The organism is Rhodococcus sp. PSi06 (genome assembly GCF_054960675.1).
Genome location: NZ_JBHNYO010000003.1, coordinates 329,050 through 353,079, shown reverse-complemented (window position 1 = coordinate 353,079; position 24,030 = coordinate 329,050). Strand labels below are relative to the sequence as shown.

The 24,030-nt window shown below is 63.8% G+C and carries 23 protein-coding genes, 1 tRNA gene and 1 other RNA gene; 3 read left to right on the top strand and 22 right to left on the bottom strand.

Annotated elements, in window-relative coordinates; all coding sequences use genetic code 11:
* The gene (locus tag ACFI9K_RS06380; protein WP_462662722.1) at nt 1–1,062 is read right to left on the bottom strand and encodes a CobW family GTP-binding protein; all 1,062 of its coding nucleotides are present in this window, start codon (nt 1,060–1,062) and stop codon (nt 1–3) included.
* Between the two features lie 11 nt (nt 1,063–1,073).
* A complete protein-coding gene (locus ACFI9K_RS06375) occupies nt 1,074–2,240 on the bottom strand; it encodes an N-acetylmuramoyl-L-alanine amidase (protein ID WP_462662721.1) in 1,167 nt (388 codons plus the stop codon).
* A gap of 523 nt (nt 2,241–2,763) precedes the next feature.
* Here ACFI9K_RS06375 and ACFI9K_RS06370 point away from each other — a divergent pair.
* Nucleotides 2,764–3,108, top strand: a complete 345-nt coding sequence (locus ACFI9K_RS06370; RefSeq protein WP_462662753.1) for a histone-like nucleoid-structuring protein Lsr2 — start codon at nt 2,764–2,766, stop codon at nt 3,106–3,108.
* A gap of 130 nt (nt 3,109–3,238) precedes the next feature.
* Here ACFI9K_RS06370 and ACFI9K_RS06365 read toward each other — a convergent pair.
* The 19 genes from ACFI9K_RS06365 to prfB all read right to left on the bottom strand — a co-directional run bounded on the left by ACFI9K_RS06365 (nt 3,239) and on the right by prfB (nt 20,967).
* Nucleotides 3,239–3,311, bottom strand: a tRNA-Ala gene (locus ACFI9K_RS06365).
* Nucleotides 3,312–3,438: 127 nt separating this feature from the next.
* Entirely contained in the window at nt 3,439–4,185 is a 747-nt protein-coding gene (locus tag ACFI9K_RS06360) for a DsbA family protein (protein WP_462662720.1), read from the bottom strand.
* A gap of 25 nt (nt 4,186–4,210) precedes the next feature.
* The gene (locus ACFI9K_RS06355; protein WP_462662752.1) at nt 4,211–5,398 is read right to left on the bottom strand and encodes an MFS transporter; all 1,188 of its coding nucleotides are present in this window, start codon (nt 5,396–5,398) and stop codon (nt 4,211–4,213) included.
* Between the two features lie 47 nt (nt 5,399–5,445).
* A complete protein-coding gene (gene pgm, locus ACFI9K_RS06350; RefSeq protein WP_462662719.1) occupies nt 5,446–7,086 on the bottom strand; it encodes a phosphoglucomutase (alpha-D-glucose-1,6-bisphosphate-dependent) in 1,641 nt (546 codons plus the stop codon).
* An 86-nt stretch (nt 7,087–7,172) separates the two neighbouring features.
* On the bottom strand, nt 7,173–7,904 hold the full coding sequence (locus ACFI9K_RS06345) for a DUF1295 domain-containing protein (protein ID WP_462662751.1): 732 nt from the start codon (nt 7,902–7,904) through the stop codon (nt 7,173–7,175).
* Between the two features lie 56 nt (nt 7,905–7,960).
* A complete protein-coding gene (locus tag ACFI9K_RS06340) occupies nt 7,961–9,286 on the bottom strand; it encodes a class I SAM-dependent methyltransferase (protein WP_462662718.1) in 1,326 nt (441 codons plus the stop codon).
* The gene (locus tag ACFI9K_RS06335) at nt 9,283–10,596 is read right to left on the bottom strand and encodes a class I SAM-dependent methyltransferase (RefSeq protein ID WP_462662717.1); all 1,314 of its coding nucleotides are present in this window, start codon (nt 10,594–10,596) and stop codon (nt 9,283–9,285) included. Before ACFI9K_RS06335 ends, ACFI9K_RS06340 begins: the two co-directional genes overlap by 4 nt.
* The gene (locus ACFI9K_RS06330) at nt 10,593–11,372 is read right to left on the bottom strand and encodes a DUF1365 domain-containing protein (RefSeq protein ID WP_462662716.1); all 780 of its coding nucleotides are present in this window, start codon (nt 11,370–11,372) and stop codon (nt 10,593–10,595) included. Before ACFI9K_RS06330 ends, ACFI9K_RS06335 begins: the two co-directional genes overlap by 4 nt.
* On the bottom strand, nt 11,363–12,634 hold the full coding sequence (locus ACFI9K_RS06325) for an NAD(P)/FAD-dependent oxidoreductase (protein WP_462662715.1): 1,272 nt from the start codon (nt 12,632–12,634) through the stop codon (nt 11,363–11,365). The genes ACFI9K_RS06330 and ACFI9K_RS06325 overlap by 10 nt, the downstream gene beginning before the upstream one ends.
* On the bottom strand, nt 12,631–13,290 hold the full coding sequence (locus ACFI9K_RS06320; RefSeq protein WP_462662714.1) for an alpha/beta fold hydrolase: 660 nt from the start codon (nt 13,288–13,290) through the stop codon (nt 12,631–12,633). The genes ACFI9K_RS06325 and ACFI9K_RS06320 overlap by 4 nt, the downstream gene beginning before the upstream one ends.
* Nucleotides 13,291–13,409: 119 nt before the next feature.
* Nucleotides 13,410–13,780, bottom strand: a transfer-messenger RNA (tmRNA) gene (ssrA, locus tag ACFI9K_RS06315).
* Between the two features lie 65 nt (nt 13,781–13,845).
* Nucleotides 13,846–15,306 carry an SDR family NAD(P)-dependent oxidoreductase gene (locus ACFI9K_RS06310; protein WP_462662713.1) on the bottom strand — a complete coding sequence of 487 codons (1,461 nt, stop codon included), beginning with the start codon at nt 15,304–15,306 and terminating at the stop codon, nt 13,846–13,848.
* Between the two features lie 31 nt (nt 15,307–15,337).
* On the bottom strand, nt 15,338–16,192 hold the full coding sequence (locus ACFI9K_RS06305; protein WP_462662750.1) for an EamA family transporter: 855 nt from the start codon (nt 16,190–16,192) through the stop codon (nt 15,338–15,340).
* Nucleotides 16,193–16,200: 8 nt separating this feature from the next.
* On the bottom strand, nt 16,201–16,674 hold the full coding sequence (smpB, locus tag ACFI9K_RS06300) for an SsrA-binding protein SmpB (RefSeq protein ID WP_027496576.1): 474 nt from the start codon (nt 16,672–16,674) through the stop codon (nt 16,201–16,203).
* Nucleotides 16,675–16,757: 83 nt separating this feature from the next.
* The gene (ftsX, locus tag ACFI9K_RS06295) at nt 16,758–17,663 is read right to left on the bottom strand and encodes a permease-like cell division protein FtsX (protein WP_462662712.1); all 906 of its coding nucleotides are present in this window, start codon (nt 17,661–17,663) and stop codon (nt 16,758–16,760) included.
* A 66-nt stretch (nt 17,664–17,729) separates the two neighbouring features.
* Nucleotides 17,730–18,419 (bottom strand): cell division ATP-binding protein FtsE, encoded by a 690-nt coding sequence (gene ftsE / locus ACFI9K_RS06290; protein WP_008717614.1) that lies wholly within the window; start codon nt 18,417–18,419, stop codon nt 17,730–17,732.
* An 86-nt stretch (nt 18,420–18,505) separates the two neighbouring features.
* Nucleotides 18,506–18,955, bottom strand: a complete 450-nt coding sequence (locus ACFI9K_RS06285; protein WP_462662711.1) for a hypothetical protein — start codon at nt 18,953–18,955, stop codon at nt 18,506–18,508.
* Nucleotides 18,952–19,851, bottom strand: a complete 900-nt coding sequence (locus ACFI9K_RS06280; RefSeq protein ID WP_462662710.1) for a mechanosensitive ion channel family protein — start codon at nt 19,849–19,851, stop codon at nt 18,952–18,954. Before ACFI9K_RS06280 ends, ACFI9K_RS06285 begins: the two co-directional genes overlap by 4 nt.
* A 3-nt stretch (nt 19,852–19,854) precedes the next feature.
* On the bottom strand, nt 19,855–20,967 hold the full coding sequence (prfB, locus tag ACFI9K_RS06275) for a peptide chain release factor 2 (protein ID WP_068045939.1): 1,113 nt from the start codon (nt 20,965–20,967) through the stop codon (nt 19,855–19,857).
* Between the two features lie 297 nt (nt 20,968–21,264).
* Between prfB and ACFI9K_RS06270 the strand changes: the two genes are divergently transcribed.
* Nucleotides 21,265–22,056: an inositol monophosphatase family protein gene (locus tag ACFI9K_RS06270; RefSeq protein WP_462662709.1), complete on the top strand. Its 792-nt coding sequence runs from the start codon at nt 21,265–21,267 to the stop codon at nt 22,054–22,056.
* A gap of 7 nt (nt 22,057–22,063) precedes the next feature.
* On the opposite strand, the gene ACFI9K_RS06265 is transcribed toward ACFI9K_RS06270, so the two are convergent.
* On the bottom strand, nt 22,064–22,432 hold the full coding sequence (locus ACFI9K_RS06265; RefSeq protein WP_462662708.1) for a DUF1304 domain-containing protein: 369 nt from the start codon (nt 22,430–22,432) through the stop codon (nt 22,064–22,066).
* A 143-nt stretch (nt 22,433–22,575) separates the two neighbouring features.
* Between ACFI9K_RS06265 and ACFI9K_RS06260 the strand changes: the two genes are divergently transcribed.
* Nucleotides 22,576–23,985, top strand: a complete 1,410-nt coding sequence (locus tag ACFI9K_RS06260) for an acyl-CoA dehydrogenase family protein (RefSeq protein WP_462662749.1) — start codon at nt 22,576–22,578, stop codon at nt 23,983–23,985.
* The last annotated feature ends 45 nt before the right edge of the window (nt 23,986–24,030 follow it).

Sequence of the window (24,030 nt, the reverse complement as noted above, 5' to 3'; positions counted from 1 at the left end):
CTATCCGGCGTCCAGATAACGGTGGACGGGAAGCATCGAGGACGCGTCGCATTGCTCTGATTGCGCCCGCACGCATGCACGTAACCGGTTCTCGACGGCCGCTGCATCGAGTTCGGTACCGATCAGCACCAACGAGGTCTGTTCGGCCTCACCTCGCGTCCACGACGTAGCCTCGAATCGAATGTGTCGACCGACGGTGTGCACGATGAACTTCTGCGCATAGCCCGGTATCGCGAAGTGCACGACACCCTTGATCCGGTAGAGGTTTCCGGCGGGATTCTCCAGAAACTCGACCAGTCGTCGCGGCTCGATGGGATCGGCACTGACGAACTCCGCATGCGAGTACTGGGCGTGTAGGTGATGCTCGTGGTCATCGTCGTCGCCGCTGTGGTCGTGACTGTGGTTCTCCCGGAGTAGCTCGTCGAACGACAACTGCACGGCGATCGCCGAGTCGACCGATCGGTCGTCCCGACGGTCGAAGAGCAGCAGCGGATCCACCCGACCGAACGCGACGGGAACGACGGGGACCTCCCCGACGATGGACCGCACGGTCGACACGACTGCGGAGCGACCGGATTCCGAGACCGCATCCGACTTGTTCAGCACCACCAGATCGGCCAACTGCAGATGCTGATCGATCTCGGGATGCAGCACGCGAGTGTGCGGAAATTCGACCGCGTCGACAACCCCGACGAGCCCGCCGTACACGATGAACTCGTTCTCGCTGCCACGGACCATCCGGATCAGGTTGCGAGGCTCGGCCAGCCCACTTGCTTCCACCACGATGACGTCGATCGTCGAACGGCGATGCGCGAGGGCATCGAACATCGCGTCCATGTCGCTGATGTCCACCGCACAGCAGATGCACCCGTTCCCGAGGGAGACCATCGAGTCGACCTGTCCGGCCACGAGCATGGAGTCGATGTTGATCGCTCCGAAATCGTTGACCACGACGCCGATTCGAATCCCTGCGTCGTTGTGCAACAGATGGTTGAGCAGCGTCGTCTTGCCTGCACCGAGGAAGCCCGCGATTACCACCACCGGAATTCGTCGACGCGTCACGGCGTCCGAGACTACCGGCCGGCGACGATCTGGTTCAGCAGGCCTCGAGCGAAGTTCGACACACTGGTGACGTTGTCCTGGGTGACAAGCCCTTTCAGACCGTCCACGCCGAACGAGTCGATGTACGGAGAAACGCTCTCGAGCAGTCGAGACAGCGCGCTGCGGCCCTGAACGGCTGCCCCGGCTCCCGTCTTCGAAGACGTGCCGGGCACAGCGGTAGCGGTTGCCTGCGCGGGAGCCGCGGGCGGTGTCGTCGCGGCAGCCGGGGTGGTCGGCGCTGCCGGTGCGGTCGACGTCGTCGACGTCGCCTCGGCACCGAGCAGATAATCGATGATGCCGGTCGAGATCGCGATCGCATGCTTCAACTGACCGTCGGAGCTCTCGAGAAGCGCCGCGTCGTCGGGATTCGATCCATTCCCCATCTCGACGAACACCAGTGGGACCGTGGTCAGTGCGGGTCCGGCCACATCCGAGCGCTCCTGAATCCCGTCGTTCACACCCGCATAGTTCGCCGGGTCGAAGCCGGCCCGAACGTACGAATCTCGCATTGCCGTCGACGCCGAACGTCCCCCCTCGGACTGCGCTGAATCGGCCGCTGAGTTCGGAATCGGCAGGGTGGGAACGATCAGATGAAAGCCGTGCTTACCGGCATCGGACGTCGTGCTCGTGGAGTCCGCGTGGATACTCACCGCGACGTCGGCTCCGGACTCGCTCGCCGCGCGGGCCCTGTCGTCGACGCATCCGCCCCACCCCGAGTCGTCGACTCGACTCGTCTTCACCGTTGCGCCCAAGCTCTCCAGACTGGACCGAACGAGTTCGCTGACCTTCCAGTTGATGGTGTGCTCGGGCACGCCGTCGACGGTGGTCATACCGGTGGTCTGGCAGTCCTTCGTTCCGCCGCGTCCGTCGTTCACCTGGCGTTGCAGGTTTTCCGAATGGGCGGTGCCCTGATGACCCGGGTCGAGAAACACCGTCTTGCCCGACAATTCACTACCGGCTGCCCCTGGCGTCGTGGCGGCCGGCGTCGTGGCGGCCGGCGGGGTCGTGGTGGACGGTGCGGCAGGGGTAGCTGAGGCGGGGGCTGCTGTGGCGGGGCCAGCGACGATCAGACCCGCACCGAGAATTCCCGCGCACATCAGAGCCGTCGACGCCGACGTCGTGATTCGTCCAGATTTCATATGCTCTCGAGCGCACCGGATCGACTGGTAGCGCTGCTCCCCTCTCGGCCCCTCGGTTGCGCTGATCGGAGCGAGCCGCCGATAACACGGGACACACACGAAACAGCAGACACTTGCGCCTCGAGTGAACCAGAGATTCGCGTCGACTAGAGGTGGAATTTCTTTCGTTAGTGAAAAGAGTGCATTCCGTGATCGATCTGTTGCCGACGCGACCGCGGCTGCGTACAGAGCCGACCACCCCACCCCGTCGCAGGCACTGCCAACCGACTCGGGGATGGAAAGACGTCGTCGATTCGACCGGTTGGTCTCGAATTTCGATAATGACCGACATCGCGTCGAGGCAAAATTCCTCTGATTCATCTCTTCGTTCGGATGGCCCTTCCGATCCGATTCCTGACAATTCTGCGAATCGGGTAACGATCACCCAGCCCACGTGGATAAACAAATTGTTCGGCCGTATAGTCGATCCAGTTCGATCTGGATATCCCCCGCATCATCCCCTGCACCATTGGAGAGCTTCAGCATGGCCAGAAAAGTCTATGTGCAATTAGTCGATGACATCGACGAAAAACCGATCGATTCCGGTGGCGAACACATAACCTATTCTGTCAACGGCGTCAGCTACGAAATCGACCTCAGCGACAAGAACGCCAAGGAATTTCACCGTAAGCTCGACTATTACATCGAGCACTCCACCAAGGTCGGTGGAAAGCGGACCAAGAAGTCGGGGACCTCGGCAACCGGTGCCAAGCGTGACGCCAATCAGACCAAAGCCATCAGAGAATGGGCGAAGGCGAACGGCCACAACATCTCCGCACGGGGCAGAATCCCGGCCGAGGTCGAGCAGGCCTTCGACGCAGCTCACTGAGTCACCGCTGATCCGAGTCACCGTTGATCTGAGTCACCGTTGAGTTCGGGTACCGAAACGAAAAGCGCCGCTCGAGGAGCGGCGCTTTTTAGTTCGAAGTGATCGAGTTCCGAAGAATCATCGATCTCGGTGGAGCTAAGGGGACTCGAACCCCTGACCCCCACACTGCCAGTGTGGTGCGCTACCAGCTGCGCCATAGCCCCGAGTTACTGCGTGCAACCGTTCATGCGGTTGCTCGAACGAAGTTACACCATCGGTCGCAACAGCAACAAATCCCCTGGTGCGGCCGGTACCGAGGAACCCGAAGACCGGCCGCCGAACAGCCGTCCGTCAGTTGACGGACGACAGCCATTCCGAGTCGCCCAATGCGTCGACCACTTGTCCGTCGACCAGTACGCCTGGTGTTCCACGCGCTCCGGATGCCGCCAGTGCGTCCCGTCCGGTGTTCGCATCCGCCACCGCAGTGTCGCGCTGCGCGCCACTGACAATGCATTCGACCGCCAACTCGCTCGCTCCGCTGGATCGAGCCAGGTCTGCTAATTCTGCGTCGGTTCTGTCCGAGTCGGCACCCTCTTTCGGTTGAAATTCGGGGTCGAACAATCCCGAGTGGAAAGCGGAGTAGACCCGGGCGTTCTCCGTCGTTGCCACGCAGTGCGACGCCGCGACGCCACGCGTCGAATAGTCACCCGATGCCGACTGCGGGTCGAGAAAATTGACCAGATGGTATTTCACCGAGACAACACCGTCGTCGATTTTCTGAGCCAGCTCTTGGCCGTGCTTCACTTCGAGATCACCGCAGAACGGGCACATCGGATCCTCGAACACATCGATGACACGCTGTGCGCCCGGCCGTGCCAGCTGCACCACACCGTCGCCCGGCAACGACAATTCGACCTCGGGATTCTTGACGGATCCGTAGCCGTCGTTCCGCGGTTCGTCGCTTCCGCTCTGCCACATGATCGCTACTACGACGACTACGACCACCGCCAGGAATGCGACTGCGCCCAAAACATAGGTCATCGTGTTGGACGTCGCCTGCGGCGTGTGTTTCGTGCTCGATATCTTCTTCTGGCTCACAGAGCGAATACTACGGATGCGTTCGTCAGCTGCGCTCCCGCTCGAGGGTGTCCGGAACGCGCGACCACCACAACCCCGCCAGCAGAAGCAATGCACCCGTCACCGCGAATGCCGGTCCGAACGAGAGCCGTTCCACGATCATCCCGGCCACGATCGGGCCGATCACCGCGCCCACATCCGACGCCATCTGGAAGGCCGCCAACACGGGCCCTCCTCGCGCCTTGCCCCCGATCACGTCGGCGACCGAGGCCTGCTGGGCAGGACTCATCAGCCCCGATCCGATTCCGGCGATCAACGACACGACGAGGAACAACACCGGATCGTGGACATAGCCCATCACGACGGTTCCCAGGCCACACACTGCCAACCCGCCCAGCATGAAGGGTTTGCGTCCGCGTACGTCGGACAGGCGACCGGCGCTCGTGAGCACCAGAGCATTTCCTACCGCGAACACCGTCAGGGCAATGCCGACGAACACCTCGGATCGCTGCATCGCCTCGACGACGAACAACGGCACCAACGCCACCCGGACACCGAACACGGCCCAGCCGTTGGCGAAATTCGACGCCAACGCGGCCCGATAGGACGAAATACGGAGGGCAGCGATCAGCGACATCGTCGGCGGCGCAGTTCCCTTCTCGGGCTTGACCAGATCGGAATTGCCGAGGGTGAAGTACACGACGGCAGCGGCGATAACCAGCGCCACGGCATAGATGACGAACGGCACCCGCAGACCGAAACCGACGAGGGCACCGCCGACGAGCGGACCGCCGATGGTTCCCAACAAGAAGGCGGTCGCGTACAGCCCGGAGATCCGGCCTCTACTGGTCGGTGGACTGATCCTGATCAGCAGTCCGAGAGCCGACACCGAGAACATCGTCGACCCGATTCCGCCGAGTCCGCGAAACACCAGCAGCTGCCAGTACGTCTGGGCCAGAGCGCACGCACCGGTGGACACCGCGACGATCAGTAGTCCGATCAGGTACACGGGTCGTTCGCCGAGCCGCTGCACCAGAGCGCCGCTGGCCGGTGCGAACACCAACCGCATGAGAGCGAAAGCACTGATCACCGCCGACGCGGCCGTGTACCCGACACCGAACTCTCGTGCGAACTGCGGCAGGGCAGGCGCAACGATGCCGAAACCGAGGGCGATGACGAACGCCGCCGACACCAGCACCCAGATCTCCGGTGGGAGTGAGCCTCCGGGTCGCAATGCCGGCTCGGATGCCGAGCTGTCGTGGTCGGGTTCAGGCGAGTCGGTCACGAGCTCTCGAGAGCCGACGACACCAGTTCCCGTGCCGCGGCCTGGACCTCGGCGAGGTGCTGCTCACCGTGGAACGACTCCGCATAGATCTTGTAGACGTCCTCGGTCCCCGATGGACGTGCGGCGAACCAGGCGTTCTCCGTCGTCACCTTCAACCCGCCCAGTGCGGCACCGTTGCCCGGAGCCTCGGTCAGTGTTGCCGTGATCGGCTCGCCGGCCAATTCGGTAGCGGTGATCTGGCTCGGCGAGAGCTTGGCGAGAACCGCTTTCTGCTCCCGGGTGGCCGGCGCATCGACGCGGGCATACGACGGATCGCCGAACTTCGCAGTGAATTCGGCATAGCGCTGCGACGGCGTCGATCCGGTGACTGCGGTGATCTCCGACGCCAACAGCGCCAAAGTGATCCCGTCCTTGTCGGTGGTCCACACCCGGCCGTCGTGCCGAAGGAACGACGCCCCAGCGCTCTCCTCACCGCCGAACCCGAGTTCGCCTGTGAGTAGGCCGGGTACGAACCACTTGAATCCGACGGGCACCTCGAGCAGCCGGCGACCGAGTCCGGCGACGACCCGATCGATCATCGACGAACTCACCAGTGTTTTGCCCACCGCCGCTGTCGGCGACCAACCCGGCCGATGAGTGAACAAGTAGTCGATGGCCACGGCGAGGTAGTGATTGGGGTTCATCAGGCCACCGTCGGGAGTGACGATGCCGTGCCGATCGGAGTCGGCATCGTTGCCCGTCGAGATGTCGAATCGGTCTCGAGCAGCGATGAGCGACGCCATCGCATTGGGCGACGAGCAATCCATCCTGATCTTGCCGTCCGTATCGAGCGTCATGAATCGGAACGTGCCGTCCACCAACGGATTGACGACGGTCAAATCCAGGTTGTGACGCTCGGCAATGGCGTCCCAGTAGTCGACGCTTGCGCCGCCCAACGGGTCGGCACCGATGCGCACCCCGGCTGCCCGAATGGCATCGAGGTCGAGCACGTTCGGCAGATCGTCCACGTAGGTGCCGAGGAAGTCGTATCGCGACACGCTGCCCGAGAACGCCTGAGCGAGAGTCACCCGCTTGATGCCCGAAATACCTTCGCGCAGTAGCTCGTTCGCACGAGCGGCAATGACCGATGTGGCATCGCTATCGGCGGGTCCGCCGTGCGGAGGGTTGTACTTGAAGCCGCCGTCCCGGGGCGGGTTGTGCGACGGGGTCACCACGATGCCGTCGGCCTTCGCGGCCGGACCGGAATCGTTGTATCGCAGAATGGCATGGCTGACGGCAGGAGTGGGGGTGTATCGATCCCCCGAGTCGACCAATACGTCGACATCGTTGGCCGCCAACACTTCCAGCGCAGTCGTCCACGCCGGTTCCGACAATGCATGGGTGTCCCTGCCGATGAACAACGGCCCGGTGATGCCCTGCGCAGCGCGGTACTCCACGATCGCCTGGGTGGTCGCCACGATGTGCGCCTCGTTGAACGCCGAATCCAGGCTGGACCCACGATGCCCCGACGTACCGAACACCACCTGCTGGCTGGGTTCCGACACGTCGGGAATCCGCGAGTAGTACGCCGTCACGAGTTGCGAAAGATCCACCAGATCCTCCGGCAATGCAGTGGTTCCAGCTCTCTCGTGCGCCACGATGCGCCTCCTCGTTGTGGTCGAACCGAACTCGATCGATGGATCGAACTCCTCGACAACCCTAACGCCGCTACCCCAACCGCGAGCTACTTGCTGGGTCCTTTCGGCGGCCGCGGGAGGAAATAGCTGGTCCGCTGCTGGTATTCGCGATATCCCGGACGCTTCTCCATGCTCCGCTCGAGCAACCGTGCGCCGGTGGCGAAGACCAGGAAGTACGTCATCGCGATGGGCGACAGAATCGTGAACACCCCGGGCCACGCCGACGCCGCCACGAGGAACAGTCCCCACCAGACCGCCGAGTCGCCGAAGTAGTTGGGGTGCCGCGTCCAGGACCACAGACCACGATCCATGATCTTGCCCTTGTTCGACGCGTCGGCCTTGAAGGCCTTCAACTGCGCGTCACCCACTGCCTCGAATGTCCATCCGAGAATCCAGACGAGCACCCCGAGCACGACCACGGGCACGACCGATCCGTGTGCGACAGCGGACACCTGCAACGGCAGGGACACGAACCACAAGGCGGCCGCCTGCGTCAGATAGATCTTGCGCAGGGCATACAGGGTTTCGTTTCCGGTGGCCTTGGACAGCAGTTCGGTGTAGCGCGGATCCTCACCGTGTCCACGTGAGCGCTGAAAGACGTGCAGTGCGAGCCGAAGTCCCCACACACCGACGAGCACCAGCAGCAGCAATCGACGCCATGCATCACCGGTGCCGGTCGCAGCCGAGATCAACGCGATCAGAACGAACCCGCCGCCCCACGTCACGTCCACGACGTTGTGCCGTCCGATACGCGCACCGATCAGGGCGGTGACGACCATGAGGACGGCGGTGCCGCCGAGGCTCGCGAGCGATACGGTCAGGAAATCGGACCAGTTCACCGTGCGGACACCCAGACCGGTCGAACCGGTTCCATCTCGGACGATCCGTTCTCCGACCGGACCGCAAGAATCTGGTCGACGCCCATCCGGTTGTCCCGGAAGGCCATTCCGCCGCCGATCAGGTACAACCGCCACACCCGGGCGACCTCTTCACCGACCATTGCCACCACCTCGTCGAAGCGCGCCTCGAAGCGCTCGGTCCAGACGTCGACGGTCCGCACGTAATGCTCCCGGAGCGCATGCACGTCCCGAACCTCGAGCCCCGCCTCCTCGATCATGGCAACTGTCCGCCCGACCGGGCGCATGAACATGTCCGGAGCGATGAACGATTCGATGAATGCTCCGCCGCCGGGGTTGTCGCCTTCTCTCCGCGACATCTGCTGGATCAGCACACGTCCCCCCGGCTTGACGTTGGCGTGCAGCGCGGCGGTGTAGGTCGGGTAGTTGGCCTCCCCCACATGCTCACCCATCTCGATCGACGCCACCGCGTCGAACGGGCCGTCCGGAATCTCCCGGTAGTCCTGGATTCTGATCTCGACGTTGTCCTGCAGTCCCCGATCGGCGATGCGCTTGTCGATGAACGCTTTCTGTTCGCGGGAGATCGTCACGCCGACGACCTTCGCTCCGTATTCCTGAGCTGCATGCAGGCTCAAGGACCCCCAGCCGCAGCCGACGTCCAGAAAGCGCTGCCCGGTGCGCTTGTCGAGACCGATCTTGCGACACACGAGATCGAGTTTGTCGCGCTGGGCTTCATCGAGGGTGTAGTCCGGCGAATTCGAGGTCCAGTACGCGGACGAGTACGCCATGTGCGAATCGAGGACCAGTTCGTAGAAATCGTTGGACAGGTCGTAATGGTGGCTGATCGCAGCGCGGTCGCGGAGCACCGAGTGCAGCCGCCCCTTCACCGACGCCTGCGACACGGGCGGCGGGAGTGGGCGGCCGAACACTCCGAGATCCTTTGCCAGTCTCGCCAATCGCAGTAGGGACGCCGGCCCCGGTCGGACCGCCGAGAGTCGGCGCTCACGCACCACACCCCACACGTGATCGAGAGCCGCGGCAAGGTCGCCGTCGACGTCCAACTCCCCGGTGACGTACGCCTGCGCAGCACCGAGTTCGCCGGGGCTCCAGAGCAATCGACGAAGGGCGCTCGGACTCCGCAACAGCACTCTCGGTGCCGAGGCATCGCCTGCGACGGATCCGTCCCATGCCTCCAGCCGAACGGGAAGTGGACCACCCACCAAGGGCTCTATCAATTCGGCAATCCGATGCGCGACAACGACGCTGCGATCGGTCCGGTCCACGGAAAGTGTCGAGGTGGTCATCGATTGTCCCTTCGGTCGAGCACGATCTGCTGAACATCGAGGTACCCGGATCGAAATCCGGCCTCCGAGTAGCATAGGTAGAAGTGCCACATACGCGCGAACACCTCGTCGAAACCGAGATCCTCTGCCTCGCTTCGATATTCGCGGAAGCGGCTGTCCCACAGCGCCAAGGTGCGCGCGTAGTGGTCGCCCATGGACAGACGCTCGCGAACCCGAAGCGAGGTGTGCTGCTCGGTCACTTCCTCGATGGCCCGCACCGACGGGAGGAACCCGCCGGGAAAGATGTACTTGTGTACCCAGGTGTAGGTGTTTCGGGTGGCCAGCATGCGGTCGTGCGGCATCGTGATGGCCTGGAGGGCAACTCGCCCACCCGGCGCGAGCAACGAGTCGATCGTCTCGAAGTACGTTCCCCAGTACTGATGACCGACGGCCTCGATCATCTCGACCGACACGATCGCGTCGTACTCGCCGTCGACCAGACGATAATCGAGAAGATCGATCTGAATCCGATCTCCGTAACCCGCAGCGGCGCAACGCTTGCGCGCGAGTTCCTGCTGTTCGGTCGACAACGTGACCGACCGTACCGTCGCACCGCGAGCGGCCGCTCGGATAGCCAGCTCGCCCCATCCGGTGCCGATCTCGAGAACCCTGCTTCCATCTCCGACGCCTGCGCGGTCGAGTAGCCGGTCGATCTTGCGACGCTGGGCGTCGGCGAGCTCCTCACTGTCGTTGTCGCTTCCCGATCCGGCGAACAACGCGCTCGAGTAGGTCATCGTGTCGTCGAGGAAGAGCTCGAAGAGGTCGTTGGACAAATCGTAGTGCCGTGAAATGTTCGATCGCGTGTTCTTCGTCGTATTGCGCTCGCTCCGCGGCGGTTTCGGGATATAGAGCCCTCGGAGTCGCTGCAGGGACTTGGGAATCAGCGACGCCATCCGCCGGGCGAAGACCTCGAGCACGGCAGTGAGGTCCTCGGCATCCCAGTCTCCGGCCATGTACGCCTCACCGAATCCGATGAGTCCACTGTCGCCGACCCGTGCGGCGAAGTCGTGTGGCCTATAGACGGTCATCAACGGTGCGTCGTCCGACCCGGCTCCGATCACTTCGCCGTCGGGCATCGCGACCCGGACCTGTAGTCCCGCGACCGCACGACGGAACAGGAAATTGGCGACGGGCGCGGCTGCAGCGACTTTCATGCCGCCGGGAACGTGGGCGATCTGAGGCCAGGCCTGCGCGTCGACCTGCGGGCGCGGGCCGGCAGCGGCATCACCGTACGGGTTCGACACAGACTCGGATCTCGACACAGTGGTCATCTCTGGGCCCCTTCCTTCTGGAATTCTCGGGCCCCGGGAGGGGCAGGCTTCTGCACGATCTTCAGACCTCGCAACCAGAGCCGAATGCCCTGCCAACGGATCTGCACCACCACCCGCAGCGGCGCGATAGGGATCTCGACAGCGGTCCGGAGAATCGACCGCGTCGTCACCTCGCGTCGACGACCGTCGACGGTTGCTACGAATGGAGGCTGCCCCGGACGTTCGAGGACGATCGAGAGCCGAAGTACCGTGTCAGGCTCGGGCAGCCGCATGGTGTATTCACCGTCGACGTCGTTGAACGGGGAGACATAGAACTCTTTGTTCGCCCGAGCCGCGCCACGGCGATCGGTGTGCAGCAGATACCGGTGTCGCTCGCTGTACGTGTTGTGGACCTCGGCCACAACACAGAGGAGGTCCCCACCCCGGCCGTGGCACCAGAACACACTCAACGGGTTGAACGTGTGCCCGAAAACTCGGGCGCTGGCCAGCATCATGATCTGTCCACCGCCCAGATCGATACCGTTCTCCGCCAGGAACGCGTCGACGTTCCGGCGGATGGTCGAGTCGGGGTCTCCGAGGTGATCACGGGGATCGAATGACGCCAGCGGCCGCAGTATCCGCGGCAGTTCGGGCAATGCGTCGAGGTCGACGAACCAGCTGTAACTCTTGTACGAGAACGTGTTTCGAATAGGCGCGCGCCGCACGTGATCGATCCGCGTGACATAGAGGGCGGCTCCGTGTGCGCGAGTGGCCGGCAGAACGGACGTCAGAGCCACGTGGCACCGACCCGTCGTGCAGCGAGTGCTCCGGACAACGCACCGTCCTCGTGAAATCCCCAGCCGTGGTACGCCCCGGCGAACGCCACCGTATCGGTGTCCAATTCGGGAAGCCGTCGCTGCGCTGCCACGGATTCGGGGGTGTACTGCGGGTGCTCGTAGGTCATGTCGTCGAGCACCGTGTTCGGGTCGATGCGATCCTCGCCACCGAGGGTGACCAACATTCTTCGATGCGTGTCGTCCAATCGCTGCAACCTCGTCAGGTCGTAGCTCACCAGAACTCGGTCGGGCCTGGCGGCACAGGACGGGAGGTGGTAGTTCCACGAGGCCCGAGCCCTGACGTTTCGTGGTAGCACCGATGAGTCGGTGTGCAATTGAGTGTGATTGGTCGAGTACGGCATCGCTCCGAGAACGCTGTGTTCGAGCGCAGTCGGTTCTGCGAGCATCTTCAGCGCTGCACCGGGATGAACCGCGACGACGGCGGCGTCGAACGTGCGCAGATCGTCGTGACCGTCCCGGATCTGCACGGAGTCGTGCGACCTGTAGACCGCGCGCACCGGGGTATCGACCAGCACCTCGTCGATATGCGACGACACCCGCCGAACGTATTCGATCGACCCGCCCGTGACCGTACGCCAGGTGGGAGACCCTGTGACGGTGAGCATTCCGTGATGCTGAAGAAAGGCGAACAGATAGCGAGCTGGGTAAGCAAGAGCAGTGTCCGGATCACACGACCACACCGCCGACACCAACGGCGTCATGAAGTGGGATTCGAAATATGCCGAGAACGAGTGCAGGGCGAGAAAACGTCCGAGGGTGATGTCGGAATCCGTGGAGTCGTCCCGGTCGAGCAATTCGGTCGCCAGCCGGTGAAACCGCTTGACATCGAGCAACATCGACACGAATCGTGGCTTGAACACCGCCGTACGTTGCGCGAGGATTCCGCGCATTCCCTGGCCACCCGAATACTCGAGCCCGCACCCGTCGCAGCGCACGGACATGCTCATGTCCGAATCCTGAGTAGGCACATCGAGCTCGTCGAACAGTCGAAGCAGCGTCGGATACGTGCGGTCGTTGTGCACGATGAACCCGGTGTCGACTCCTACCGGACCGTCCGGGCCGTCCACGTAATGCGTGTCCGCGTGGCCTCCGAGGCGGGAGTCCGCCTCGTACAACGTCACCGACGAATTCTTCGACAGGGCGTATGCGGCCGTCAGGCCGGCGACACCGCTTCCGACAACCGCAACCCGACGGCGCGTCACGACTGTGTGCCCATGCAGTCGACCTGCACATCGGCGGCGATACCGAGAACGAAGTCACGCGTCGCCCTCGACCACAGCCGCGGATTGCGGAGCATGAAATGCCCACCCGGAACGGAAAGGTAGCGAGCGGACGCCCCGCGCTCCGCCGCACGTTCGGTCGCCCGGCGCGAGGTTCTCGGATCGGTCCACTTGTCTGCAGTTCCGTGCATCACGAGCAGCTTTTTACCCGGTCCGGACGCATCGGCCTCCGCCCCCTCCGGCCACCACGGGGCCAAAGCGACGACACCCACGATAGAAGGGTCGTCGATCAGGGCAGCTGCGGTGCGGCCACCCATCGAATGGCCGACGACCACCACGTGAACCTCAGGATGCTCGGCGCGGATTCGGTTCAACGCCCACCGGGCGTCCTCGACCGGAGACCGTTCGGGGGCGTTCCAGCCGCGGAACCGGTACTGCAACTGCTGCACCGAAATGTCGTGTGCGCGTCCCACACGCCGAAGCATCCAGGTGAAGGGCCACATTCGAAGACCGGCCAGGTGCCACGGTCTACTCCGCGCCCGGCTGACGTCCTTACCGCCGCCGAGGACCATTACGACGAGAGACGGGTTGGACACCCGCTTGCCGGTCCGCAGCACTGGGGTCGGCTCGTTGCTCATGACGACTATTCGGCACCGAGGCCCCTAAGGGTGGGATCGATTCGAATCGAGAGATTGTGAGCTGTCCGACACAAAGAAGAAGACCGGGCCGAGAGTGTGTCTCTCGGCCCGGTCTTCTGCGGTGGAGCTGCCGGGAATCGAACCCGGGTCCTCTGCTGCATTGCCAGGGCTTCTCCGTGTGCAGTCCGCTATGTCTCTACTTGGATCTCCCGATCTCGCGAACAAGTCAGGATGACGATCCCAGCCACTGTTTGATGTTCCTCATCATCCCGCGGCCGGATGAATCGGTGAGCCCTCTAGCTGATGCCAGTACCCGGGCCGAGGGCAAGCCCGGACTGACAGACACGCAGTAGCTACTTAGGCAGCGAGTGCGTAGTCGCGCTGATTGGAATCGGCGCTTATAAGGTTGCGATGACGCTTACGGTGGTCTCTCGCCTGCACCGACACGCTTCCCCTGACTCAACATACAAAGTCGAAACCGTTCAGCCCCGTATGTTCCCGGACACCGTGCCCGGGCTGTTCAGTGTAACGCCTCGCATGGCCACTTTCATCCCGTTAATTCTCGGCGCGGCGATCCACCGGGTGCGCTGCGGCGTCGGCTTCCACCCGCTGCACCACTGTGCGCAACATTCGGCGCGCAACGACCAAGCGCGCAGGCAAAGAGGCGTACCAGACTGCGCGACCGGCCAGTCCACGCGGGAAGAACACCAGACGCTGCTCGATCGTCGGCTGCTTCGCGGTTCCACCGACCGTGAGGTCCAGCCACGCCTCGCCCGGCAGCCGAGTCGAGGACTTGAGCCGGGTGGTGTGTTCTGTACCGGACGCGGAGGCGTCGGGTCCGGTGACGTCACGATGCCAGCCGGTGAGCACGTCGGCGTCGGCCAACCGTTCCAGTGCCGGCCTGATCGCACTCGACTTCGCTGTACTTCTGGCGACCCGAGTGTCGGTGTACACCACTTCCCCGGCCCAATCCGGGTCCGAGGGAAGCGGATCCGACGGTGCCGCAGTACCGGTGGCGTCGGTCCATCTCGTCTCGACTTCACCGTCGTCGATCTTGCGCAGTGCCAATCGAACCGAGTCGCGGTACCCCGTCAGTCCGTCTTCCGGACGCGGCACGACGGCGTCGATGTCCATTTCGTGGCCGACGGCGTCGTACTGCAGCGACTCGATGAGCGGCATCGCCAACCCGCGAGGGATAGGCGTCACCAGTCCGATCCAATGACCGGCAAGACGGGGAGTCAGCACCGGCAGTACGACGATCCGTCGCTGCCGCAGGCCCGCGACGTCGGCGTAGATGTTCATCATCTCGCCGTACTGCATCACGTCCGGCCCACCGATGTCGTACGTACGCGATTCGCTCATCGGAGCACTTGCAGCACCGATCAGATAGTGCAGCACGTCGCGTACGGCGATGGGTTGGATTCGGTTGTGCACCCACCGCGGCGTTGTCATCACCGGCAGCCGGTTGGTCAGGTGGCGGATCATCTCGAACGAGGCCGAGCCGGATCCGATGACCACACCCGCCTGCAGCACGATCGTCGGAACACCCGACTCGATGAGAATGCGACCGACCTCGGCGCGTGATTTCAGGTGCGGCGAGAGCTCGCCGGTGGGCGGGTGCAGGCCGCCGAGGTACACGATGCGACCGACTCCGCAGTCCGCGGCGACGGTGGCCACGTTCTCAGCGCTGTCGCGTTCGGTGTCGGCGAAGTCCGAATGACCCGCAGTGCCCATGGAGTGCACCAGGTAGTACATGACATCGACGCCGCTGAGTGCTTCCTTCAGTGAGTCCCGATCGCTCAGATCGCCCTTGACGATCTCCACGTCCGCCGCCCACGGAACGTTGTCGAGCTTGCTGGGGGTGCGGGCCAGCACTCGTACCCGGTATCCCTCGTCGAGCAGACGCGGTGCCAGACGACCGCCCAGATATCCGGTGGCTCCGGTGACCAAGACGCGCGGCCGAGATGACGCATTCTCGGACGTGGGAAGATCGGAAGCAGAATCGGAAGCAGTCATAAACGGGGTCAGTACCCGCGGGCGAGCAAGTTCAACCCGCGAGCGCGATCATGGCGATGGCACCGAGCGCCAACGCCATTCCGACTTTCTGTAGTGAGCCGACGCGCTCGCCGAGCATCACCATCGCCAGCAACACCGTGGCTGCGGGATACAGCGACGCGATGACGCTCACCAGCGAGAGCAGTCCCCCTTGGTAGGCGTAGATCATTGCTGCGTTTGCAATCACGTCGAGCACACTGACGAACGCTGCGAGCTTCAGCACGCTACCGTGCGGAGGCGCGAAGTGCCCGGAGGCCAGGGCTACCACCCAGACCACTGCGGTAGCCGACGCACGCGACGCCGCAAGCGGCCACAGTCCACTGCCATCGCCGATCTGATGCAGGAAAATGAACGCGAAAGCGAACGTCACGCCCGAACCGACCGTCAACCACGCCACGGTCCGGGTGAACTTCATCTCCCGACCGCCGGCTACTTCACCGGCCACTTCGTCGGGCGACTCCTTGCTGACCAGGACCACTGCCACCAGTGCCACCGCAATGCCGACGAACGCGACGACACCCGGACGCTCCCCCATCGACAACCCGACGAGAACGGGAATCCCGGCCACCAACACGGCCGTCACCGGGGACACCACTGCCATCGGCCCGGCCGCGAGCGCGAGATAGAACCACCACACTGCGACGCCGCCGGCCACACCCGACGCCAGTCCCCACAGCATTGCCGAGAGTTCGATCGTGCCGCCGACGAACGGAGCCACGAGCAGAACGACCACCAACGAGAGTGGATACGACACGATGACCACCCGCAGTGCCGCTACCCGACGGGATGCGACACCACCGACGAAATCGCTCACCCCGTAACCCACCGCAGCTACCAGAGCGAGCAGAACAGCGGTCAGCGCATGCCCTTCACTCGACGCCCCAGCTCACGCGTCACCTCGCGTTCGGCTGTGCGTTTGGCCAACGACTGCCTCTTGTCGTAGTCCTGCTTGCCCTTGGCCAAGGCCAGCTCGACCTTGACTTTGCCGTCGGAAAAGTACATCGACAGCGGGACCAGCGTGAGGTTGCCCTCCTTGACCTTTCCGGCCAGGCGGTCGATCTCACGACGATGAAGAAGAAGTTTGCGGTTCCGACGCGGCGCGTGGTTGGTCCAGCTTCCGAGCGTGTACTCCGCGATGTGCAGCCCTCGCAGCCAGATTTCTCCGTCGTCGACGGTGGCGAAGGCGTCGACCAAGGAGGCCTTGCCGTCACGCAGGCTCTTGACCTCGGTTCCCACGAGGGCGACCCCGGCCTCGACGACATCGAGGATGGAGTAGTTGTGCCGCGCCTTGCGATTGGTCGCGATGGCCTTGCGGCCCTTCTCTCTCACTGCAGGGCCCTTTCTCGAGCATTCGCCGCATGGACTGGTTCCGTGGGCAACCGCTCCAGCATAGAACCGAACGGCAAGTGAATTTATTCGCGCACGTACAGGCGGAGCGTGATGTACGCCGTCACCGCTGCCATGCCCACTCCTACCAGCGCGAGAAACGGCGAGACGAGGAGAACGTCACTGTTCGATATCCGGGCCAGAATGTTGGCTTGGTACACATCGGAGAGCACATCGTCGATGAACATGTTCTTCGCTGTGAACAGACCGGCAATGGCGAGGGCAGACCCGATCAACGCTGCGACCACCGCTTCGAGCAGGAACGGCAGCTGGGTGTACCAGCGAGTGGCACCGACCAACCGCATGATGCCGACCTCGGTTCGCCTGGTGAACGCAGCAATCTGAACCATGTTGGCTATCAGAAGAATTGCGGCGACGGCCTGCACCGTGGCGATCGCGAAAGCAGCGTTTCGGACACCGTTGAGCACGCTGAACAACCGCTCGACCAGATCGCGTTGATTGAGCACGCTCTGCACTCCCGGACGGTTCTGGAAGTTGTCGTTGATCACCCCGAACCGTTCCGGATCACTGAGGCGGACCTTGAACGAAGCCGGGAAGCTATCGGCGCTGACCAGCTCGGCCAGTTCGGGCTGGTCCTTGAACACTCGCTCGGTTGCGTCCTTCACCGCATCCTCACGGTTGAGGTACTGCACCGAGACCACCGACGGTGTGCTCTCCAGATCCGATCGCAGGGTCGCGCAGGTGTCCTGTGCGCAGTCCGAATCCGTAGCGGAGATGTCGTCGGTGAGGAAGATCTGCACTTCCACTCGGTCCAGGAAGATCTGTTGGGTTTTTCCGGCCATCTGCACCACGAGCAGTCCGCCCCCGAACAGACCGAGCGAGATCGCGGTCGTCAAGATCATGGCGATCGTCATGGTGATGTTGCGGCGGAGTCCGGTGAGGACCTCACTGAGGATGAAACTTGCGCGCATCGCGGAATCCGAGCCCTTCGATTCGTTCGGTCGAGAAGTCTGAGCGGTCCTGTCCGGTGGGCGGGGTCAGCGCCCGACGCCGTAGACCCCGCGGGCCTCGTCACGAACGACTCGTCCGTTGTCCAGTTCGACGACGCGGCGACGCATCGAATCGACGATGTGGTTGTCGTGGGTCGCCATCAGAACCGTGGTTCCGGTGCGGTTGATGCGCTCGAGCAACAGCATGATGTCCTGACTGGTGTCCGGGTCCAGGTTTCCGGTCGGCTCGTCGGCGAGGAGGACCAGCGGGCGATTGACGAACGCCCGCGCGATCGCCACCCGCTGCTGCTCGCCACCGGACAGCTCGTTCGGCAGACGATCGGACTTGCCCCCGAGTCCCACCAGATCCAGAACCTCGGGAACCGTGCGCTTGATCATCGAGCGCGGCTTGCCGATCACCTCGAGTGCGAATGCCACGTTCTCCACCACTGTCTTCTGCTGCAGAAGACGGAAGTCCTGGAAGACGCAGCCCATGCTCTGCCGCAGTCGTGGAACGCGTCGGGCCGCCAGCCGGTTCACATGAAAGTCGGCGACGTGGATGTCACCGGAGGTGGGCGTCTCCTCCTTGAGAAGAAGCCGCATGAACGTCGACTTGCCCGAGCCGGACGCGCCGATCAGAAACACGAACTCGCCTTTGTCGATGGAGACCGTCACCTTGTCCAGGGCGGGCCTGGTGGAGGTCTTGTAGGACTTGGACACATTCGAGGTGCTGATCACGGGTCGCCAGTGTAGTCCTTACCCGTCGGTAACCGTCGGACCCGTGCGGGCACCGCGGCGAGTCCCGAGAGACGGTAAAGACGGCCTCAGCGCGAGGACGTCGGCGCAGGTTGGGTAGGTATCAGCGACTGGATTGCGGGCGGAATCGGGACACCGAACGGCGCGGTGGTCGTGGTCGACGGCGCTGTCGTGGTCGACGCCTGCTCACCTGACTGCTCGACGCTTCCCGTCGGGTCCGCGTCGGTGGTACCGGTGGGCGTGGGGATCGTCGTCGAGGTAACCGAGTTGCCGGTCCGAGGCTGCGGTTGAGTGGTGGGGGTGAGCTCGGACGGATCGACCGCGACCGGTCCTTGAACCGCTTCCTCGTCCCTCTTCCTGATGTCGTCGCTGACCTGGCCGTACAGCAGACCGGTGAGCACGAAGCAGATTCCGAATGCCACGGTGGAGGTTCGGACGCGGCCGTTGATCTTGGCCGGAATACGCCACTGCCGCCAGTTCCGGCGCGGGCTCTCGGTTCCGGTATCGGGCGTACTCACAGATCCTCCGTCCGCTCTCGTCCCGACGCCTCGGGGGCGACCCCGGCCGTACTGACGTCGGGAGCCACATTGATGCCCTCGGGTTGCAGTGCGGCGGCCACTCTCACGCGAAGTTCTCGTCCCACTTGGAACTGTTTACCCGGTAGCGTGCGCGCAACCAGGCGCACGTTGACCTGACCCACCTCGATGCTCTCCACACCCATCACCGTCGGCTCGTCGAGCAGCAGGGGACGTAAGCGCACGTCAGCGAATGCATCTCGCCCGACCGCTCGGAGCAACCCGTTGACCTGAGTGAGGTCGGCCGTACTGGGGACCGGTACGTCGACGACGGCCCGCGCCCAATCCTTCGACAGGTTGATCGCCTTGACGATCTGGCCGTTCGGGACGGTGATTACCTCGCCGTCGACGCTACGAACGCGGGTCACTCGGAGGGTGACGTCCTCGACGGTGCCCTCGGCGTCCTCGGCGGAGCCGTTCACGGCGATCTGTACGACGTCACCGAAGCCGTACTGCCGTTCGGTGATGATGAAGAATCCGGCCAGGATGTCCTGCACCACGCGCTGCGCACCGAAACCGAGGGCAGCACCGATGACCGTGGCGGGTGCCACCAGCCCGCCGACCCCGAATCCGAACCGGCGGAGCACCTCGATGGTCACCAGGATGTAGATGAGGGTGACGGCAACCCAGGTGATGACCTGCGCCAGAGCATGGCGATGCTTGGCCGCTTCGGAGCGCACAAGCGCATCGCTGTGCTGGTAGTTCTGGTCGATGCGAGCAGTGATGCGAGAGCCGGTCCAGGTGACGAAACGCGCGGCCAGCAATCCACCGAGGATGTACAGCACGATTCCGAGCGCGTTGAGCTCGAAGTCGAGCGTCGGGTGGAGCCAGGACGTCATCGGTTACTGCTCCCCACGCATTCGCCAGCGGATGCCCGATTCCAGGAATCCGTCGATGTCTCCGTCGAGAACAGTAGACGGGTTGTTCACCTCGTACTCGGTACGTAAATCTTTCACCATCTGGTACGGGTGCAGCACGTACGACCGCATCTGGTTGCCCCAGGAGCTACCGCCGTCACCCTTGAGGGCGTCCATCTCGGCGCGCTCTTCCTTGCGCTTGACCTCGAGCAGCTTGGCCTGCAGCACTCGCATGGCCGAGACCTTGTTCTGCAGCTGCGACTTCTCGTTCTGACATGTCACCACGATTCCCGTCGGGATATGCGTCAACCGGACGGCGGAGTCGGTGGTGTTGACCGACTGACCGCCGGGACCGGAGGAGCGGTAGACGTCGACGCGAATGTCGTTTTCGGGAATTTCGATGTGGTCGGTGGTCTCGACGACCGGCAGCACCTCGACCTCGGCGAACGAGGTCTGTCGCCGGCCCTGGTTGTCGAACGGGCTGATGCGGACCAGGCGATGCGTGCCTTGCTCGACCGACAACGTGCCGTACGTGTAGGGAGCCTTGACCGCGAAGGTCGCGCTCTTGATACCGGCTTCCTCGGCGTAGGACGTGTCGTAGACCTCGACGCCGTAGCCGTGCTTCTCGGCCCAGCGGATGTACATGCGCATCAGCATCTCGGCCCAGTCGGCGGCATCGATTCCGCCGGCACCGGAACGGATGTTGACCAGAGCGTCACGGGCGTCGTACTCCCCGGACAGCAGAGTTCGCACCTCCATGGCTGCGATGTCCTCCCGTAGCGATGCCCGTTCGGCGTCGGCATCGGCGGTGGCGGAGGCGGCGTCGTCGCCCTCCTCGCCTTCGGCCAACTCGTACAGGACCGGCATGTCCTCGAGGCGTTGCCGCAGTTCTTCCACACGGCGCAGTTCTGCCTGCGCATGGGAGAGCTGACTCGTCACCTGCTGGGCATGCTCCTGGTCGTTCCACAGGTCCGGTGATGCTGCCTGATGTTCCAGCTCGTCGATGCGCCTGCGCAGTTCTTCGACGTCGAGCACCGACTCGACAGTGGACAGAGTGGTATCGAGCTCGGCCAGGTCTGCAGAAACGTCGGGATGCACGAGAGTCAAGGTTACCGGCACCTGAGGACACCTCCGACCGCCCCCGGAACCCGGTGCACGGTGCTGGGCCGACAGCGAGTCCGTCGAGGGTTCGAACCGTGCTGATTTCAACTCTCGTCAGCGGTGATGCCGGCTGGTAGCTCCCGGCGGATCGACTCGACGAATATCGAAATATCCGCCTGGCCGAGGGCCAAGCCCACGCCATCCGCAATACGGGTGGAGTCATGAACGCAGTCGCAGCGTAGGCCCGGCCATCGCCGCGTACGAGCAGAGACGGCGCGGCGATAGTCTTCTCCGGTGACCGACTACTCCGCCGATCTTTCACTCGCTCTGAGCCTCGCCGACGAGGCCGACGCCATCACCCGTCGACGATTTCTCGCATTGGACCTCTCGGTGGACTCCAAGCCGGACCTCACGCCGGTGAGCGACGCGGATCTGGCCGTGGAGACCATGATTCGAGCCGAGCTCGGCTCGCAGCGTTCCGGCGATGCATTGCTCGGTGAGGAATTCGGCGGCACCGCCACCTTCAGTGGCCGTCAGTGGGTCGTCGATCCCATCGACGGCACCAAGAACTTCGTGCGCGGCGTGCCCGTATGGGCAACGTTGATCGCACTGCTGGACGACGGCGTACCGCGAGTCGGAGTCGTCAGCGCTCCTGCGTTGAACAGGCGCTGGTGGGCCGCGCACGAACAGGGGGCGTGGACAGCCTCGGACGGAAGTGCTCCGCGCAGCATCACCGTCTCGAAGGTCGATTCGTTGGCGTCGTCGAGCCTGAGCTTCTCCAGCCTGAGCGGCTGGTCGGATCTCGGGATCCGCGACAGGTTCTTCGAACTCACCGACGCCGTCTGGCGGGTACGCGCATACGGCGACTTCTTCTCCTACTGCCTGGTTGCCGAGGGTGCCGTCGATATCGCCGTCGAACCCGAGGTATCGCTGTGGGACTTGGCCGCACTCGACGTCCTCGTTCGCGAGGCCGGCGGCCATTTCAGCGCCCTCGACGGCACCTCGGGCCCCCACGGGGGCAGTGCGGTGGCCACCAACGGACTGCTGCACAGCGAGGTTCTCGGCACCCTGTCTCCGAGCACCTGAAACCGGCTCAGAGAACCGCAGCCAGCACCAGGGCTATGAGCGGAGTGATTCCCTGCACGAATGCGGGCCGGAAGTATTTCGCTCCGCCGGTGGCGAGCACCAGTGCGGCACCGACGATGCTGGCGCACGCGAAGTAGACGATGGCGTCGCCTGCCGAGCCGCCCACGATGAGGCCGACCACGATGCCGATGGCGAGGAACAGGTTGTAGAACCCCTGGTTGAAGGCCATCGGTTTGGTGATGTCGGCGTCGTTCTGACTCGCGACACCGAACTTCGCCCAGACGGCCGGTCTGGACCAGAGCACACTCTCCATGACGAAGATGGCGACGTGGAGGGCCGCAGCGAGGGCGGCGAAGATTTGGGCTGTCAAGTGCACGAAAGCAGCCTGCCACACCGATACGACGCAGGATACGAACTACTCGATCGGGTGTCGTGCGACACCTGTCCTTACTCGACAGTAGACAGCTAACTTACTCGGGAGTAAGATCTGTGAAGTCCGTGACCGACGCCGAGGAACTGGTGATCATGAGCAAGCAAGACAGTGTGGTCGACGCGAAGCGCCCCAAGGTGCCCCGCGATACTTCTGCGGTTGGCCTCAACCCGTTCAAGAGAGATGCGATCGGAACCGCGATGCGCGTTCTGACCGCCATCACCGGATCGGAACTGGCGGAGAAGTACAACCTCCGTCAGACGATCGACCGAGTGACGTACGAGAGCACCAAGACCGGGTTCAAGACACTCGGCGCGGCCAATCGCACGTTCGCCAAGGTCACCGGCGGCGGAAAGCCCAAGCGACTCGACGACGGTGCCACCAAGAACCTGAGCTACTTCGACCTCACTCCCGACGACGAGCAGCGCATGATCGTCGAGACGGTCAAGGAGTTCGCCGAGGAAATCCTTCGGCCTGCAGCGTTCGACGCCGATCACAACGCCTCCTCGCCGGAGGACCTGGTTCGTCGATCCGCCGAGCTCGGCATCACGCTCATCAACGTTCCCGAGGAACTCGACGGTGCCGCCACCGAGCGCGGAGCCGTCACGAACTCGCTCGTCGCCGAAGCCCTTGCACACGGCGACATGGGCCTGGCTCTGCCGATTCTGGCTCCCAGCGGCGTTGCCGTCGCCCTCACTCAGTGGGGTACGGACGCGCAGCAGAAGACGTACCTGCCGGCTTTCGTCGGCGAGAAGGTCCCCAATGCCGCAGTAGTCGTCAATGAGCCCCGCGCGCTGTTCGATCCGTACGCGCTGCAAACCAAGGCTGTCCGCTCCCCCAGCGGCTACAAGCTCAACGGCGTCAAGAGCCTCGTGCCCGCCGCAGGAAGCTCCGAGCTGTTCGTCATCGCAGCCGAACTCGAAGGCCGTCCGTCGTTCTTCATCGTCGAGTCCGACTCCAAGGGCCTCGTCGTCGAGGCCGATCCGAGCATGGGCCTGCGTGCCGCCGGACTGGGTCGCCTGATCCTGACCGACGTCGCTGTGCCCGAGTCGGCCCTTCTCGGCGACGGTGACGCAGATCAGCGTGCCGCCGAGTACAGCGCCGCGATCGGCCTCGCGCGACTCGGCTGGGCATCACTGGCCGTCGGTACCAGCCAGGCCGTACTCGACTACGTCGTTCCCTATGTCAACGATCGTGTCGCCTTCGGTGAGCCGATCAGCAACCGTCAGGCCGTGGCCTTCATGGTCGCCAACATCGCCATCGAGCTCGACGGCATGCGGTTGGTCACGCTCCGTGGTGCATCTCGCGCCGAGCAGGGACTCTCGTTCACGCGTGAGTCTGCGCTCGCACGTCGACTCGCCTCCGAGAAGGGCATGCAGATCGGTTCCGACGGCGTGCAGTTGCTCGGCGGACACGGCTTCACCAAGGAGCACCCGGTCGAGCGCTGGTACCGCGATCTGCGGTCCGTCGGCGTCGCCGAGGGCATCGTTCTCATCTAGCTCGCCGCCCCGAATATCCATGGCACTCACCCAAGGACATACACG